The 17,497-nt window shown below is 52.8% G+C and carries 11 protein-coding genes, 1 tRNA gene and 1 riboswitch; of the genes, 7 read left to right on the top strand and 5 right to left on the bottom strand.

The annotated features are described in order from the left end of the window. The 5 genes from OES20_17235 to OES20_17255 all read left to right on the top strand — a co-directional run. Positions 1 to 782, top strand: a 782-nt coding sequence (locus OES20_17235) for a homocysteine S-methyltransferase family protein (protein MDH3636443.1), incomplete at its 5' end; no start/stop codon positions are given. 165 nt (positions 783 to 947) lie between these two features. Continuing rightward, positions 948 to 1,034: riboswitch (cyclic di-GMP riboswitch) on the top strand. A 228-nt stretch (positions 1,035 to 1,262) separates the two neighbouring features. Next, the gene (locus OES20_17240; protein MDH3636444.1) at positions 1,263 to 2,132 is read left to right on the top strand and encodes a hypothetical protein; all 870 of its coding nucleotides are present in this window, start codon (positions 1,263 to 1,265) and stop codon (positions 2,130 to 2,132) included. A gap of 351 nt (positions 2,133 to 2,483) precedes the next feature. Further along, complete coding sequence (gene pyk / locus OES20_17245) at positions 2,484 to 3,923, top strand: pyruvate kinase (GenBank protein MDH3636445.1); 1,440 nt, start codon at positions 2,484 to 2,486, stop codon at positions 3,921 to 3,923. Positions 3,924 to 4,229: 306 nt separating this feature from the next. Further along, the gene (locus tag OES20_17250) at positions 4,230 to 5,384 is read left to right on the top strand and encodes an alginate export family protein (protein ID MDH3636446.1); all 1,155 of its coding nucleotides are present in this window, start codon (positions 4,230 to 4,232) and stop codon (positions 5,382 to 5,384) included. A gap of 134 nt (positions 5,385 to 5,518) precedes the next feature. After that, positions 5,519 to 6,412, top strand: coding sequence for a DUF1207 domain-containing protein (locus OES20_17255; protein MDH3636447.1), 894 nt, complete (start codon positions 5,519 to 5,521; stop codon positions 6,410 to 6,412). Positions 6,413 to 6,962: 550 nt separating this feature from the next. Here the strand turns inward: OES20_17255 and OES20_17260 are convergent. The 3 genes from OES20_17260 to OES20_17270 all read right to left on the bottom strand — a co-directional run bounded on the left by OES20_17260 (position 6,963) and on the right by OES20_17270 (position 13,009). Beyond that, a tRNA-Ser gene (locus OES20_17260) sits at positions 6,963 to 7,053 on the bottom strand. A gap of 110 nt (positions 7,054 to 7,163) precedes the next feature. Beyond that, positions 7,164 to 11,258 carry a translocation/assembly module TamB domain-containing protein gene (locus OES20_17265; protein ID MDH3636448.1) on the bottom strand — a complete coding sequence of 1,365 codons (4,095 nt, stop codon included), beginning with the start codon at positions 11,256 to 11,258 and terminating at the stop codon, positions 7,164 to 7,166. A gap of 41 nt (positions 11,259 to 11,299) precedes the next feature. Continuing rightward, complete coding sequence (locus OES20_17270; protein MDH3636449.1) at positions 11,300 to 13,009, bottom strand: autotransporter assembly complex protein TamA; 1,710 nt, start codon at positions 13,007 to 13,009, stop codon at positions 11,300 to 11,302. A gap of 338 nt (positions 13,010 to 13,347) precedes the next feature. Here OES20_17270 and yaaA point away from each other — a divergent pair, with 338 nt between their 5' ends. Together yaaA and mltF are read left to right on the top strand one after the other, a co-directional pair. After that, complete coding sequence (yaaA, locus tag OES20_17275) at positions 13,348 to 14,118, top strand: peroxide stress protein YaaA (protein ID MDH3636450.1); 771 nt, start codon at positions 13,348 to 13,350, stop codon at positions 14,116 to 14,118. Between the two features lie 25 nt (positions 14,119 to 14,143). Continuing rightward, positions 14,144 to 15,604: a membrane-bound lytic murein transglycosylase MltF gene (mltF, locus tag OES20_17280; GenBank protein MDH3636451.1), complete on the top strand. Its 1,461-nt coding sequence runs from the start codon at positions 14,144 to 14,146 to the stop codon at positions 15,602 to 15,604. A gap of 94 nt (positions 15,605 to 15,698) precedes the next feature. On the opposite strand, the gene tadA is transcribed toward mltF, so the two are convergent. Next, positions 15,699 to 16,142, bottom strand: coding sequence for a tRNA adenosine(34) deaminase TadA (tadA, locus tag OES20_17285; protein MDH3636452.1), 444 nt, complete (start codon positions 16,140 to 16,142; stop codon positions 15,699 to 15,701). 14 nt (positions 16,143 to 16,156) lie between these two features. Then, the coding region (gene guaA / locus OES20_17290; GenBank protein ID MDH3636453.1) for a glutamine-hydrolyzing GMP synthase at positions 16,157 to 17,497 on the bottom strand (1,341 nt) is incomplete at its 5' end.

The following is a 17,497-nucleotide window of genomic DNA, read 5'->3' on the forward strand; positions in this document are numbered from 1 at the left end:
GTGGTGGTGCGCTAAGCCACCCGGAGATCTTGCGCGCAGTGCATGAAGACTATCTTTGCCTAGGTGCCGAGATCATTATTTCCAACAACTTTGCCACGCACTATTACGCACTACAGGATGCCGGCGAGGCAGAACGCTTCGAAGAATATAATCGACGCGGAGTCGAACTCGCCATCGAAGCCCGCGACGGGGCACAAAAGTCAAACGCGCTGGTGGCAGCCGGAATTTCGTACTGGTCCTGGAGCGGCAATCATCCGACTCTTGAGGATTTGAAGGTCGCAACAGAGCGCCAGGTTAAAGTTCTCGCCGACGCGGGGGCTGAATTATTCATGCTCGAAATGATGATCCATATTGACAAGATGCTGATATTGCTCGATGCCGCACAGTCTACCGGGCTGCCGGTCTGGGTGGGTTTTACCTGCAAACCCAATGCTCAAGGTGTCGTGTGCCTGCGCAACGGAGAACCTTTGCGTGATGCGCTTGCCGCTATCGAGGATCGACAGGTCGACCTCGTCAACATTATGCATACCGAGGTTGAGGATATCGATGTCTGTCTCGAATGTGTGCAATCGAACTGGTCGGGGCCGATCGGAGTATACGCACATTCGAGTAACAGTGTGGATCATCACTGGATCTTCGAGAATACGATTTCACCGGCAGATTATTGCGCCGCCGCGCAACGCTGGATCGACCGAGGTGTGCATGTCATTGGCGGTTGCTGTGGCATCGAGCCTCGGCATATCGAGGAACTGGCAAAGCTCATCAAAAGCCGACGCTCATAAAACCCCGGTCGGCGGCAAACTTCGGCCAGGAGCGGACGTTCGCCTGATACACTCAAGAAAAAGAATAATTGCATAAACTTTATGCCTACTAGTTTGAATATGTATACAGTGAAGTAAATCACAAACTCGACAAATATCCCCGAAACTATACTAAGTTTATTAGCAATCTGATAAAGGCAATCCAATTGAAAGATTGGTGCGCAAAACCTTGGGTCTAAAGCGTATATACGCTATGACAGCCAGGTTGCCAGAGCTGAGTATTGTAAAGTACAGAGCTGGAGCGGTTTCGTCGGATCGGTTTTGTTCTTTTTTTGCACGATACCGATTCGATAGAACCTAATCTCTCTATGCATTTTCTTGGCTGGTTACCAACCAGGCTTTTAGTTCCCAACGAACCATCAAATTAAACGCTATTCGCACAGGACAGTGCGCGTGATGCTTGGCCGTTTAGGCCTGATTTTGTTTGTGAGGAAATGCAATATGGCGAATACTAAAGCTACGAAAATAATGATCTGTCTCGGTTTGATCATGCATCTCATCGGTGGTGACGCAGATGCAGCGAGAAAGATCAATGATAAGGCAAATAACCCAGTTAAAGGACATAAGCCACCCACGATTTCGTTGTCTGCAAGCCCGACTACCGTAACGATGAATGGTTCGACCACAGTTACGTGGAGCAGCAAACGTGCCACAACTTGTACAGCATCGGGGGACTGGTCGGGTAGCAAGGCGATATCGGGTTCCCAGACTATTAGCGCATTAACTGCAAATAGTAGCTTTAATCTATCCTGTAGTGGTACCGGCGGAGATGCTAGTGACACGATCAGTATCACCGTAGCCGCCCCATTACCGACGCTTTCTTTTTCGGCAAGCCCTAACACCGTATCTCAGAATGGGTCGACCACATTAAACTGGACTAGTACCGATGTGACGAATTGCACGGCTTCGGGTGATTGGTCTGGAAATAAGAGTACGACTGGATCTGAGACGATTAATGTATCGACGATTGACAGCCAATTTACGTTAGCCTGTACCGGAGCGGGTGGGACTGTTAATGACACAGTCAATGTGGCGGTTGTACTGAATAATAATGGAACAGCTTTATTGTCGTGGACACCACCGACCGAGAATACGGATGGTTCGCAATTGACTGATTTGGCCGGTTACAAAATTCGTTATGGCACATCGCCAGGTAGCTATAGCGACACCATAACTATTAACAACCCAGGATTAACCAGCTATCTAGTAGAAGATCTGGCTAGTGCTGACTGGTATTTTGTGATGACCTCCTTCAATACAACTGGAACAGAAAGCAGCTATTCAATCGAGGTGAGTAAAACAGTTAACTAACATAATATCAATCTGCTTGATCCTAGTAAGTACAGATATGCAAAGGGATCTGCAAAAAACTCATAAGGAAGCTATTTCAATTAAGGTGGCTTTTTTATGGGCGTCTGTTTCGGGTCGTAAATAGCCGCTAAATACTCAAGTTTGAGCGTCTGTTCTTTGAAAATTTAGAGAACAGTAAACCTATTTGTTTGAGAGCAAGCCTCCAAAGTTAAAAACTGGCGATTCTCGGGACAACAATCCAATTCGGGATATTGATAATCAGGTTCACACCACCACTAAAATTAAAAATTAACCAGGTTGTCAAACCACGGTATGATATCCGATGAGTACACCGTGCTGAACCATCATTGAATGGACAATTCGAACAACCTGCGTAAAACCAAGATTGTTGCCACTATCGGTCCCGCCAGTAATTCGCCCGATACCCTGAAGGAAATGATTGCCGCGGGTATGAATGTCGCGCGTTTGAATCTGTCGCATGGGTCCCACGAGGAGCACCAGGTTCTGCTGGACAGGATTCGTGATATTGCCAACGAGATGGATGTGCAATTGGCCATCATGGTAGACACTCGAGGAATCGAGATTCGCACCGGCAAACTTCGTGAAAGCTCTGTAGAACTGATCCGCGATGCGAATTTCACCCTGTACACGGACGGGCGCATCGGTGACGGGGATGGTGCTTCGGTGACTTATGAAAACTTACCCGACGAAGTGGGACCAGGTACCCCGATCCTGCTCGATGATGGCGCCATAGAGTTGGAAGTTTCATCGGTTTCGGATAATGAAATCTTCTGCCAAGTGGTTCATGGTGGCGTCTTGAAGGAAAACAAGAGCGTCAACCTGCCCGACACCGAGTTGGCGGTCAATGCAGTAAGTCCTGAATTCAGGGACGACATCGTAAGAGAAATAAACTTCGCCGCCGACAATGATGTGGACTACCTAGCGGCATCTTTCGTACAAAGTGCGGATGATATTCACCGTATCCGGGATATCTTTCTGGAGACCGAACGGCACACGCCGATCATCGCCAAGATCGAAAACAAAGCTGGCATCAAGAACCTGGAGGAAATTGTTAAGGCAGCAGATGGTATAATGGTGGCACGCGGTGATCTCGGCGTCGAACTGCCACTGGCGGAGGTGCCGGGATTCCAGAAAAAAATTATCCGTACCACGGTAATGAACGGCAAACCCGTGATTACCGCGACCGAGATGCTCGCCTCCATGGAACGCAATCCCAAACCCACCCGCGCCGAGGCCAGTGATGTGGCCAATGCCATTCTTGACGGTACATCTGCGGTCATGCTCTCGGGCGAGACTGCAATCGGTAAATTCCCCGTACAGGCGGTGCGCACCATGTCGATTCTTGCCCAGCGGGCAGAGGCATCCCTGGGCGAGTATGGTTACCTACAAAAAACGCGTATGGACCCGATAAATATCATTCCCGAGGTAGTCAGCCAGTCGGCGGTAAATATGGCAGAAAAGCTCAAGGCCGTTGCTATTTTCAGTCTTACCGAAACCGGTTTCACGTCCCGGCTAATCTCCAAAAATCGTCCGGATTGTCCAATCCTAGCAGTAACCTATTCCCAACTAGTGGCGCGGCGTCTCTCCATGAATTGGGGCGTGATACCGTTACTCTGCGAGGGGGGGAGTGACGATAGTGCCAAGCTTGAATTCGCGATAAACCGGGCCAAGGAGCTTGGCTACATCAAGGCAGGGGATGTTGTCGTCGTGACCGCGGGGACCCAGCATCGGGTCGGCGGCACCGACCTGATCCGCGTACTGACAGCGTAAAAACCGCACAATCTGTATTTGGTTGCTATACCGGGGCCGATGCTAAAGGGCATACTCGACGAGTATTAGGTTTTCAATGTTATAGCAGCATAGTTCCCGATTGCAGACGCTCATAAGCCAAATCCAGGCGGCAATCTACGGCCAATTGCGGACGCTCAGGAAGTTCCAATAAGCCGCATCGTTCAGCAGCCATGCTGCCTGATTTGATTAATATCAAGGAGTTTGGCCGCCTTGAAAGTAAATTAACCTACTCTGCATGAGCGGGATTCATGTCTCGTTAGCTTATCCAATTACCTGGAGCGACGAATGAAAAAAACAACGTTATCTTTACTAATGGCGGCCTTCCTTTGTCAGCCAGCCGTGGGGGCCGAGAATTTGACCGAGGCGATTACCAACGGCACCGTCAAAGGGGACATACGGATTCGCTATGAAGACGTCGACAATGACGATACTGACAGTGACGGCATGACTATCCGCACTCGCCTGGGATATATGACCGACACCTACGCCGACTTCTCCGCTTATGTCGAATTCGAAGATGTGCGTGATATGTTCGGTATCGACGACGAAGAAGATTTGATTCCCGATCCCGAAGTTACCGAGGTCGAACAAGGATTTTTGCAGTATAAAAACGACCAGGTTACTGGCAAGGGAGGCCGCCAGGTGATTACGTTGGATAACCATCGTTTCGTAGGGCATGTAGGCTGGCGCCAGGACCGTCAGACTTTCGATGCGGCGCGGGCTCAGTTCATGCCGATGGACGGGTTATCGGTCGACCTTTCGTACCTGTGGAAACGCAATCGCATATTCGCCGAAACCCTGGATGCTGATTCCGATGACGTGCTGATCAACGTCAGCTACGTCACGCCGGTCGGCAAGCTCGTCGGTTACGGCTATGCGCTCGATGATGACACGAGAGATGAAGAATCGGATACTTACGGTGTCAGATTTACCGGCCAGTCAGATATGTTTTCCTATACGCTGGAAGCCGCTTCGCAGGAGATCACCGACAGCGGTGTCGACTTCGACACCGAATATCTGTTTGCAGAAGGTGGACTGGCGCTTTCGGACGTAACACTGAAGTTGGGTTATGAAGTGCTGGGTTCGGATGACGGCGATGCCAGCTTTACCACGCCCCTGGCGACACTGCACAAGTTCAACGGCTGGGCAGATGTTTTCCTCAGCGGTAGCTTCGACCCGACTGCCATGCCCGACGGCCTGGAAGATGTATACGTTTCCGTCAGCGGCAAGCTGGCCGAATATAACCTGGCCGCCATCTTTCACGAATTCAGTTCGGATGAAGGCTCCGACGACTACGGCAACGAAATCGACCTGCAGGCCAGCAGAAAATTCGGTAAGCATTACACCGCCGGAATCAAGTACGCTGCTTACTCAGATGATGGCTTTAATGCCGCCGGTGACATTGACAAGCTATGGCTGTGGGGAGGCATGAGTTTCTAAGGCAAGCCAATCCCAGCGCAGGAATCGAAGCAACTTAGATTACTAAGGTGGTGTAGGAAATATGCAGGACCTTTTAAGTAGGCTGTCATGCTCCCAAGAGTCACAACATTAGCGCGCTCAGCGTAAAACGCACAGTGGAACAGCCCGAAACGGCCAGAGTCGCCTGCGCTCGTCTTGTCGTGGCCTGTTGGTTGATCGGGCAGGCTGGCCTGATCGATGCGGATGCCGTGGAAAAAGACGACCCGGCTGACGAAAGCCAAATCGCGCAAGCATGGTCAAGCGACTATTATCCTTATTATCTGGCCGATCCTCGCAGTGCCCGGACCTATATCAGTGCTGTTCACATGGTCGATAACGGCATCGAGGATTCGGGGGATACGCGTTATAACCACGGTTTAGGGAAGCGCTTCCACGTGGCGCGCTTCGGTGACGAAAAATCTGACCAGGCGTGGCAATTCGATCTCGAAATCGGTTACTTCGCCAGTTTCGATGTCAAGGAGCATACCGATAACATTGGCTGGGATGGCCTCTTCGGGCTGTATTTTTCACGCAAACTGTCGCCGGAGATGTTCGTGCGGTTTGGCACGTTTCATGATTCCGCGCACCTGGGCGACGAATACGTCGAGGAAACCGGTCGCGAACGCATCAATTACACGCGCGAAGAACTGATTTCCGGTATCGCCTGGCTGCCCCGGCGCAGAATAAAACTGTATATGGAACTCGGCTGGGCGTGGCAACAGCAAGAAAACCAGGAGCCGTGGCGCTGGCAGTTTGGCGCCGAATATTATGGTGCCGGCAAGGCGCCTTATGTTGGACTCCCGTGGTACGCCGCGGCGGACGTTAACCTGTTCGAAGAGCGGGACTGGGAACCGGCCATCGGCTTGCAACTGGGTTTGATTTATGCAGGCGATGATGCCGCCGAAAGATACCGCTTCGTACTCGAAGTTTATGACGGTCGCTCGGTGCTGGGCGAGTTTTCATTTGAGGATGAAACCTATTTGGCGCTCGGCATATTTTTTGATTTTTAACATTAGCCGACACTATCCACGCTCGACTTCAGCGTCGCGTTTTACCATTGAGAGCCAGGCGTCTCCTTTGGGTCGATAGCGGAAGCCCATACCGATTTTCTGAGCGTCCGCTTTTTGTCATATATTGAGATTTAATAAAGGTTCGATTTCTTTGATTTACTGCTTAAAAATACCTCAACGGGATCCGGTAATATTAGCCTCGATATGTAATCTAAACCTCGGTTCTCCCTTTGTTTTTTCTTATTTTCTGTCAGCACTTCTATCGGTCGGTGCGACGAGTTATCAGGTGTTTGAACGCCCCGTTAAATTTGTCTCTTTTATATATTTTGAGGGAACCTATTTTCTTAAACACAAGCCACTGATTTAATTCACGAAAACCAGAAAGCGAACTCGCTTTTTGGCATTAGAGAAAAGTGGGGATTTTTGGACGAAGTTCGGGAGTTTTGACTGCTGCAGAGACTGATCCAGGCCAAGATAAAAGCCCTATCCCCTTGAAAATTAAAGATTTTTCAGAAGTCTCTAGGAGACCGGGGGATAGGACCAGATTGTCTGGCGGAGAGGGAGGGATTCGAACCCTCGATACGCTATTAACGTATACACACTTTCCAGGCGTGCTCCTTCAACCACTCGGACACCTCTCCTGATTCGATTTGTTCTGGCAGGGCGGGAAGACTACATGATCAACCAGATGCTAGCAATATCTCAATTTTAAGGTCCAGGCCTCTACGATTGTAACGCCCTGTGTAAGCGTTTAACGTTCAATGCTGTAGAGGAAGTCGGCACCCTGGTTCACGCCGCTTACCGCTTTTAACTGCCATTTTTCTGAAATCTGATAACGCAGATTGAGTGAGTTCAGCGATTCGACGAGGCCAACACCATAGCTCACGTAAAGCCTGGGCGACAGGTACCGGCCCACGACCAGCGACGCCTGGTCCCCGCTATCGCTGCTTTCAATGCGCATTTCGTCCAGGCCAAACTGGTTACCGATACTTCTGGCAAGCCGGTCTCCGCCGGCAAGTCCAAGCGCAAGCGCAGCCTGGGCCATCATCGCACCTTCTTCACCAGAGGCGCTTTCGAGCGGACGTCCAAGTAGCAGGTATGAAAGGGTGTCCGTCTGGCCCATCGCGGGTATCGAATACAGTTCCAGCACGGGCTGCTGGAGTCGCCCCCTGACCTTGATGCCTGCCGTGACATTACCGGTTTTACGCACCGCGCGTAAATCAAGCCCGGGATTGGTGAGCGGACCTCCAGTGAACAGCAGGCGACCGTTTTCGATATCGAGTCGTTGACCATAAGCGCGGTATCGACCTTCAAGAATTTTAACACTGCCCGTACCCCTGGCGAGCTGTCCCGGCTCCTCTTCAACCAGCAGCTTACCGCCGAGTTTGCCCTCAAAACCGAAACCAAAAAAATCGATCCGATCGCCCAGAACCAGGTTAATCCGGGTGGCAACTAACCACTTCTGTTGCGGTGCCTCTTCGCCACCTACAACAACGGTGTCGTCGGAAACGCTGGCTGCCGTGGTGATGTCTTTCGGCTCCAGCCTGGCATATGGAACGATCAGGTCTCCCTGGATATCGATCGACTGATGCTGCAGTTTGACCCTGAGGTCGGGCGATATGTTAACCGCGGCCTCGGGTATACGGGCGATTTCGAAGTTGTCACCCTTGATAGTGAAGCTGGTAGGCCAGCCCTCGGCTGCGTCGAGGCGGCTTGAACCCTGGATGGAGAGATCGCCATCACCCGAGCTTGCATCGACCATGAACTTAAATTGTCCATCATTTCCGCTGACGCCAGTCATTTTGATCCTGTCAATACTCAAACCGAGCCTCGGCACCAGCAATGCAGCATCGAGTATTTCGGCACGGCCACCCAGGTTGGGTTGCGCCAGGGTCCCATCGGCACTGAAGTCGAGTGTCGCGCTGCCCTGCAGCTGCTCGATTTCCGGCAGCAGGGCCTCGATCAAATCCAGCTCCCTGAAGTCCAGCCGGGCCTTTGCCTGAAGTGCCTGGCTGGCCGCATCCAGTGCCAGCAATTTCGCACCTGGCAGGCTTAATTGACCGTTAAGGCTGTTATCCCGGCCCAGCTGGATATCCGAACTGGCCGATACTCCGCGGTTGTTCATGACCAGCACCAGATTTGCGTCACGATATTCCCAGCGCTCTTTTTCTCCTTCGAGTAGCGGGTATCCGAACGTGCCCACAGGTGATGAAACCTTTATTTCACCGACCAGGTTATCGGGTGCCTTGAAGCTCAGTTCTGCATCACCGTCAAGCAGACCTTCGACAGTCATCTGCGGGGGCAACCAACGCTCGACCAGTTTGGAAACATCGAGCCGTTCAACAGCTAGCTTGATTTCAGTCGGCCATCCACGAGCTTCGTTCAACAGCGTGTTGCCTCGCACCGAGATTTTTCCCTCCGTGGTAAGAGCATCGGCCTGGTAAACAATCGTTTCCGGATTCTCACTTTGGGCGTTGATATTGAGTTGCGTGAATTGCATGTCGAGGTCCGGAATATCGAGCTCCGCGTCGATCAGACGCGCTTTGCCCTGAATTTGCGGTTGGTTAATGGTTCCCGCTAACGTTAAATTTAAATCCAGCTTGCCTTTCAGTGCCTCAACTCCGTCAAGGATTGCTGTGATAAATCCCAGTTCACGTGCACTGATGCTGGCGTTGGCCTGCAACGATTGGGTATCGTAATCGACTGTCAGCAGGTTTGCCCCGGGTAATGTGATCGATCCGTCGAAGTGGTCGCCACTAATCAAAGTTATCTTTGCGTTGGCCCTGATGCCGGTTTGTTCCAGCAATAATTCAAGCCTGCCCGAGCGGTAGTCAAAAGGCTCGGGTCTATCTTCACGCAGCGAATAAGTGACACGGGCCGTCGGCAATTCAACCTCGATCCGTCCCAGTAGCTGTTCCGGGGTACGATAAACCAGCCTCGCGCTTGCGTTGGCAACACCGTCTGGTTTTAGTTCGGGAGGCATCCATTGACGCATTAACTGTAGTGGCAGCCGGGTTATCGCCAGGTCAAATTTCCAGTCTGCTTGTGAGCCGTTGAGCGAGCTACATATTTCGCCACCCGCGAGGCTTTGCAGGCACAGGGTTTCGGCAGTCACCGCACCACGCGAAAAACCCACAGTAACAGGTGCCTTGAGTTTCCAGTCGGAAAAATCGCGCGTTTGCAGGTCGGCCCTTGTGAGCTGTCCGCGCCAGGACTCGCCATCGATTTCACCGTTCAGTTCGACCTGCGCTTTTCCTTCATCGGCAACGATTTTGGCCTGTACTCGTCGTGTATCGGCGACCAGTATGATTGATTTCAGCAAGCGATTTTGAAGTTTGACCGTGCTCGCTTCAAGGTTGACGGCAATCTGCTGCCAGCGCTGCAAATCGACCACGGCGTCACCTTTAACAGCACCCAGCTCGTAGCCTGGCAACCCAACAGACTTGCCGCTAAAGGAGGCCCGCACTGTCGGTTTATTACGCGGTCCTTCGATTTGACCGCTGGCCTTCAACTCTCCTTGTGCTCCAGGGTAAAGCTCGGCCAGGTTGCCGGAATCGAGATTCCATTCCAGGTCCAGCTTTTCGCCGAGGCGCCCGCGTGCGTTGCCGCTTGTATCCCCCGAAGCAAAATCCATCCGGACAATATCGATACCCTGTCCCCGCCATCTCAAACTGCTTTGCAACGATACCGGGTAATTTCGCAAGCTACCCTGGAGCCGGGTGATATCGGCGCTGGCTAGCAGCTCGTTGTTATCCATGCCGCCATTGCTAACGAGGGTTGCATCGATTTTGCCTGGCCACTCGGGCAACAGCGTGACCGGGTTGATCGCGGATGTCTTTACTTCGGCTTGCCAACCGAGGGTCGGCAGCCAGTTCATTTGACCGCTGGCCGATATCTCGCCGTCAAGCACGCTTACCCGGAGAGAATCGAAATAGAGCCCGTCAAACCGGCGCTCACCGTCAAGGCTATGCACTTCAAAATCCGCGATCAACGGTCCCAGTTCCGCAGATTCGGCATCCACGTGACCGTTAATCCTGGCAGCTGACAAATCGCCGCTGGCATTCAGGCTGATGGCACCCTGCAGCGCGGGCAAAGCGAGGTCCAGTTGAGTCGTATCGAATGAATCGGCGTCAATAGAAGCCTGCCAGGACAGTTCCGTAAGCGCATCACGCACTTCGAGATTCATATTAAACGCCAACGGACCCTGCACCTGCTGGGTCAACGAGGTTGAAGCAAGATTACCGGCAATCTGTCCATCGCCGGCCATTATTGCCCCCGATGGCAGGCTGGCCTGCCAGGCGATTTCGACGTCGTGCGGATAGTTTTCGACCATCTCTACGCGGCCCTTTAAACTGAGTCCCATTTCCGGGGATTTAACCTTCAGCCCACCAATCTCGAGACCCGCAGAGTCAAGCCGTGCGCTTAACACGATCTGCTCCAGTCGGTAAGTCGCATCTCCCCGTGTAATCGTGACCCCGTCGATTTGCGCGTTGCTAATTGTCAACGACACGGGTATTTCGGGTTTTGAACCCGGGACATCCGATTTCCCCGGTTCCGCAGCGCCTGTTGATTCAGCCAGCGAAACTTCAAGTGCCTGTACCTTCAGGCTGGTAACATCAATTTCGGCCTTTAACAATGCCCAGGGATCCCAGTTCATCGCGATTTGCCCGATTTTTGTCGTCTGAACCTGATCCTCATACCTGAGCCCTTCCAGCTTGACCAGGCCGGACAACCTGCCCGATATCGCGTTTACCGACAGTGTCCCCGGCAGACGCGACCTGGCTTCACCGTAGGCCCAGTGCAAACCACTCTCGGTGGCGAACACCCAGGTTAGAAAGCCCAGCAAAATGGCTACCAGAAGCGCGCAACTGATAAGCAACAACCGCTTCACAGATCAGGTCCGATATTGATGTGTAATCGCCAGGGTTCACCATCATCGCTAAGGGCACTCGCGGCGTCGATACGCACGGGACCCACCGGAGACTTCCAGCGCAGTCCGAACCCGGCACCGCGTTCCAGCTCGTCATCAAAGTCCTCAACCGCGTTACCGACGTCATAAAACACGGCAATCCCCCAGTTATCGTTAAGGGAGTGTTCGAACTCGATACTACCGGTCAATAAGCGCCTGGCACCGATGACATCTCCGCTTTCATCCTCCGGCCCCAGCGATTGGTACTTATAACCCCGTACGCTTTGACTGCCCCCCGCAAAAAAACGCTTCGAGGGGGGGAGTTTTTCAAAGTCGGGGGTCGTGGTACTACCGATGGTGCCACGGGCAATGAAACGATTGTTGCGATTCAGCGACGAAATGAATTTGAGCCTGGCGGAAGCCTGGCCAAATTCCACATCGGAACCGAATCCTTCATCCGCGCCGCGCAGACCGAAATCAAAACGCAGACCATCGAGAACAAAAATGAAATTCCTGCCCCAGGTTCGACTCCAGGTAATCCCGGGTATCAACAGGGACGTCTTGTCCGCATCATTGCCGATCTCGAAGTCCTCCCGCTCGTAATCGAGGGCCAGCGTCTCACGCCATTCGCCGCGACTGCGATTCAGGCTGACGCCGACGGCACGCAAATCGCTATCGACGTCTTCCACTTCCTCATTAATTTCGGAGATACTGTAAACCAGCTGATCCGTGCGCGGATTCAGCACCGGCACCCGGTAATTGGCGCCAAGGTTGTAACCGACCTCGGATATCCTGATTTCGCTGTCAAAGCGATGTCCCCTGTCGTTAACGCGGGGTTTTTCCCAACCAAACTTGGTGCGTGCCCCGGTATCCGAGCCGTAACCCAGACCGAATTCATACCGGTTCTCCTTGCGTGGCGTCAACGAAACTTCGATCGGTATTTCGTTACTTGTAGGCAATGGCTCGCCGGGCGAAACTTCTACCGTCTGGAAGTAATTGGTATCGTTGAGCACTTGTTGCAATTCGATAAGCTTATCGAGTGAATAGGCATCACCCTGCCCGAACGGCAGGAACCGTTCTAGAAATTCTGGTCTGAGTACATCCTGGCGCAGTTTTATTTCACCGAATCTGAACCGGGGGCCACCATCGTAGTCGAGATAAATGCGTGCGACGTAGTCCTCAAGATCGACTTCAACGCGACGAACCGTAAAAACCGCCCTGAAATATCCTCGCTCCGAGGCCAGTTTCGCAAGATTCGCCTTGAAGCCCTCGTATTCGAGATGCGTAAACACGTTGCCGGATTGCAGTGTATCCTGCTCGACTAATTGCCTGAATTCCGGATCCTCGCCCATTTCCCGGCTGATGCTGAAATTGAACTCCGTGATGAGCAGGGGCGGACCGGGATCGATCTCGTAACGGGCCAGCCATTCACCCGTGGTGGATTTTTCCAGGCTGGCATTTATCGTCGAGCGATAGAACCCATAGGGCTGCAGCGCAGCGGAAATTTCCTGGGCCGCTTTTTTGTGGAGTCGGGCCAGTCGACCGTCACTGATCAACGGATGATTTTTCTGTTGCTCAATACTCAGGTAGAGACGAACGTTGTCTTCGAGGATCTTGTCGATGCCGCTGATCTCGACATTGACGGTCGTTTGCGCATATAGATTGGCCGAGAATAAACTTAACGCCACAACGAGTATCGGGAGCCAGGATCTAAACATTGTCGTTCGGCTTATTATTGTTGGCCTCTATGTTACAGGGATTTCTGCCGTTTGAATGCAAACTATAGGTCGCTTCGTTTCCCATTGGTTTTCTTCTCAACGGTAATAAATTCCCGCCCAGCATCATGGCGCTTCTCCGCGATAAGGCTATGATTTTACTCAACTTTTGCAACTAATACGGGAACAGTTACAGAAGCAACGTAAATAATTGGCATTGCCGTGAGGTTTGACCGACTTGTTATGAAAATCACTAAATAAAACCTGTAATTTTGCTACCATGCATTTCTTTAAAGCTTTAAACAGGCATCATGTTAACCGTTATATCGCCCGCAAAAACACTGGATTTCGAAACCCGTACCGTAACAGACGCGTTCAGCCAACCAGCGCATTTGACCCAGTCACGCAAGCTGGTACGACGCCTGCGCCAGTTATCCGCGAGCGATTTGTCACGGTTGATGAAAGTGAGTGATGACATCGCTGATCTCAATCAACAACGCTTCAAGAAATGGAAAACACCGTTCAAACCGGAGAATGCCCGACAGGCATTGTTTGCTTTCAAAGGGGATGTTTATATCGGTCTGGACGCCTACAGCATGACACCTGACAATGTGCAATTTGCCCAGGATCATCTGCGCATCCTGTCCGGACTTTATGGCGTGCTGCGACCGCTTGACCTGATACAGGCCTATCGCCTCGAAATGGGCACCCGGCTCGACACCGAGCAGAATAAAAACCTGTACCAGTTCTGGGATAACCGGATTACCAAAACACTGAACCAGGCATTGCGGCAATCGGGTACCAAAACCCTGATTAACCTGGCATCAAACGAGTATTTCAAGTCGATAAAACCAAAACTGCTGAGGGCGGAGGTCATTACCCCGGTTTTCAAGGATTACCACAACGACAGTTACCAGGTGATCGGATTTTTTGCCAAGAAAGCCCGCGGCATGATGGCTCGTTACCTTATAGACCACCAGATCGACAAACCTGAAGCGCTAAAGGCTTTCAATCACGGGGGTTATGCATTTAACGCGGACTTGTCCGCTGCGCACGAGTGGGTATTTACCCGCAGGCAGTAGTCTGCGGATGAATCGGTGCTAGCACATGGTAGAGCTTACCCCATTTGCCCATCGGGTCCAGTTGATCTCGGGACTGGTTGCGGCTTTGCTCGTGCTGGCGATTCTGATCATTTCGCCGGGTATCGACAAGCAAGCCCTGAGCACCCTCCAAAAGATTCAAAAACGAGGCTACATCAACATACTCACGTTAAATAGCGCGACCACCTATTACCGCGATATCGACGGCCCCAACGGTTTCGAATATCAACTCGCCAACTGGTTCGCCGAATCAATCGGCGTCTATCCACGCTTCATCACGGTGCAGAATTTCTCCGAACTCTACCCCGAGCTACTGTTTGGCACCGGCGACATCGTAGCCGCCGGATTGTCCGGGGGTGAATCGGATTTCAGTCGGTCAGTTGCTTATGGACCCCATTATTACGAGGTGTCAAACCAGGTACTGTATCGCAAGTTTCGCGCCGACCGACCCAAGAAAGTGCGTGACCTGATCGGCGGCTCTCTCAAGGTTGTCAGCGGTACCGCCCATGCCAGGCTTTTAAACGATCTTTTAATCCAGTATCCGAAACTGACCTGGACCGAAGTCAACGATATCGCAACCGAAGAACTGATCGAACAGGTAGACACCGGTGATACCGATTATATTGTTGCCGATTCACACGAAATCGCGCTGCAACGCCGTTACTTTCCGGAGCTGCGCGTTGCCTTCGAAATTGGTGAACCACGCCGGCTGCGCTGGGCCTATAACTTCAGCGACGACGATAGCCTGAAAAACGTGATCGATGCCTTCTTTACGACCATTGAAAAGGACGGACGCCTTGAGCAGTTGATCCATCGATATTACAGCCATGTCGCTCGCTTCAATTATTCCGACATACAAACCTTCGCGCAGCGTATCGAAAGCCATTTACCGCGCTACGAGGCACTTTTCAAAAGGGAAGCTAAAACCGTCGGCCTCGATTGGCGACTGCTGGCCTCGATCGGTTACCAGGAGTCGCTCTGGGTCGAGCGGGCAAAATCGCCGACTGGCGTGCGCGGATTGATGATGCTGACGCAGGCCACGGCAAAACAGATGAAAGTCAAAAACCGGCTGGACGCGGCCGAGAGCATCCGGGGTGGCGCAAAGTATATTGCCAGGGTATTGAAACGGGTTCCCGCCCACATCCCGGAGCCTGATCGCACCTGGTTTGCGCTGGCCGCCTATAACGTCGGTTTCGGTCATGTAGAGGATGCCCGTAGCATCACTGAAAAGCGCGGGGGCGACCCGGATCGCTGGATCGACGTCAAGCAGAACCTGCCGCTGCTGGCACGCAAGAAGTGGTATAAAAGTACCCGTTATGGCTATGCACGTGGCTGGGAGCCGGTCAAGTATGTCGAGAATATACGCAAGTATTACGAATACCTGATCGGATTCGAAACCCGGGCCTTTCGTGAAAACGGTGTAGTAAAACCGCCGCAGGACATTGCGCCGCTGGCCCCGAGTCTATAGCCACATCGCAGTACCTGGTTGTCATCCCGCGGCTTAACCCAGTGCGCCGGACCGGCGGGATTCAGCGAAACGGATTAGGAATAGACCCCTCGGATTACTTTCCAAGCGCTCGCTTGTTCTCAAAAAACCGCGTCAGCACCGCCGAGCATTCGTCTGCCAGCACCCCGGCTTCCACCTGCGGTTGGTGATTGAACTTAGCGGTTTCAAATAGACGTTGTGCGCTCTCAATGGCGCCGGTTTTAGGTTCCGCGGCGCCGTAAACCAGGCGACCTACCCTGGCATGAACCATGGCCCCCACACACATGGTGCAGGGTTCCAGCGTGACATACAGCGTGGTGTCGGGCAGCCGGTAGTTACCCAGCTTTTGCGCTGCCGCACGCAACACGACCATTTCTGCATGAGCACTGGGGTCACAGGCGCTAATCGGCTGGTTATGCCCGGCGGCAATCAGGTTTCCGTCAGCATCCACCAACACGGCCCCGACCGGGACTTCGTCTTTGTCGGCAGCGATCTGTGCCTGCCCTAGCGCCTGTTGCATCCAGGCTGCGTCACCTACTCCCACTCGATCGTGCCCGGCGGTTTGCCCGAAATGTCGTATACCACGCGCGAGATTCCCTCGATTTCATTCATGATGCGCCGGGATACGTGATCGAGGAAATGGTATGGCAGGTCTGCCCAGCGTGCCGTCATGAAATCGATGGTTTCTACTGCGCGCAGGCTGACGACATGGTTATAGCGCCGCCCGTCGCCGGTAACGCCAACTGACTTGACCGGGAGGAAGACGACAAAGGCTTGCGAAACCTTGTCGTACAAATCGTGAATGCGTAACTCCTCGATAAAAATTTGATCGGCAAGGCGCAGCGTATCGGCAAACTCCTTGGTTACTTCACCCAGGATGCGCACCCCAAGTCCGGGTCCCGGGAAAGGATGGCGATACACCATTTCACGCGGGATGCCGAGTTCCATGCCGATCTGTCGCACTTCATCCTTGAACAGTTCACGCAGCGGTTCCACCAGGTCCAGCTTCATGTCATCAGGCAGGCCACCGACATTGTGGTGCGACTTGATCAAATGTGCTTTGCCGCTCGCGGCGCCGGCAGACTCAATGACATCTGGGTAGATGGTACCCTGTGCGAGCCATTTCGCATTTTCCAGCTTTTCGGCTTCTTCCTCGAAAATTTCGATAAACAGGTTGCCAATTGCCTTGCGCTTGTGTTCCGGATCGTTGAGGCCTGCCAGTTTCGCCAGAAATCGGTCCTCCGCATCGACACGAATGACGTGCACACCCATGTGATCGGCAAACTGTTCCATGACCTGGTCGCCTTCGCGGTAACGTAGCAACCCGGTATCGACGAAAATACAGGTGAGCTGATCACCGATTGCCTTGTGCAACAAGGCTGCCACGACCGATGAATCGACACCACCCGAAAGCCCGAGCACAACCTCGTCCTGCCCTACCCGGGCGCGAACATCGGCTATCGTGGCATCGATTATATTAGTTGAGGTCCACTCGGATCCGCAGCCGCAGATCTGGTGCAGAAAGCGGGCATAGATCGCGGTCCCCTGCAGGGTATGCGTAACCTCGGGGTGAAACTGCAATCCATAAATATGTCGTGCTTCATCTGCCATACCGGCAATAGGGGCGCTGTCGGTACTGGCCATCAGCTTGAAACCGGGCGGCAATTCGGCAACTCGGTCACCGTGGGACATCCACACGTCGAGCATACCGTGACCCTCTACCGTTACGTGATCCTGAATGTCGCGCAGTAACTCGGTATGCCCGCGGGCACGGACGCTGGCGTAACCGAATTCGGACTTGCCGACATTTTCGACTTCTCCACCCAGCTGCAGGGCCATAGCCTGCATGCCGTAACAAATCCCCAGTATCGGTAC

The sequence above is a fragment of the Gammaproteobacteria bacterium genome, from assembly GCA_029862005.1.
Lineage (GTDB): Bacteria > Pseudomonadota > Gammaproteobacteria.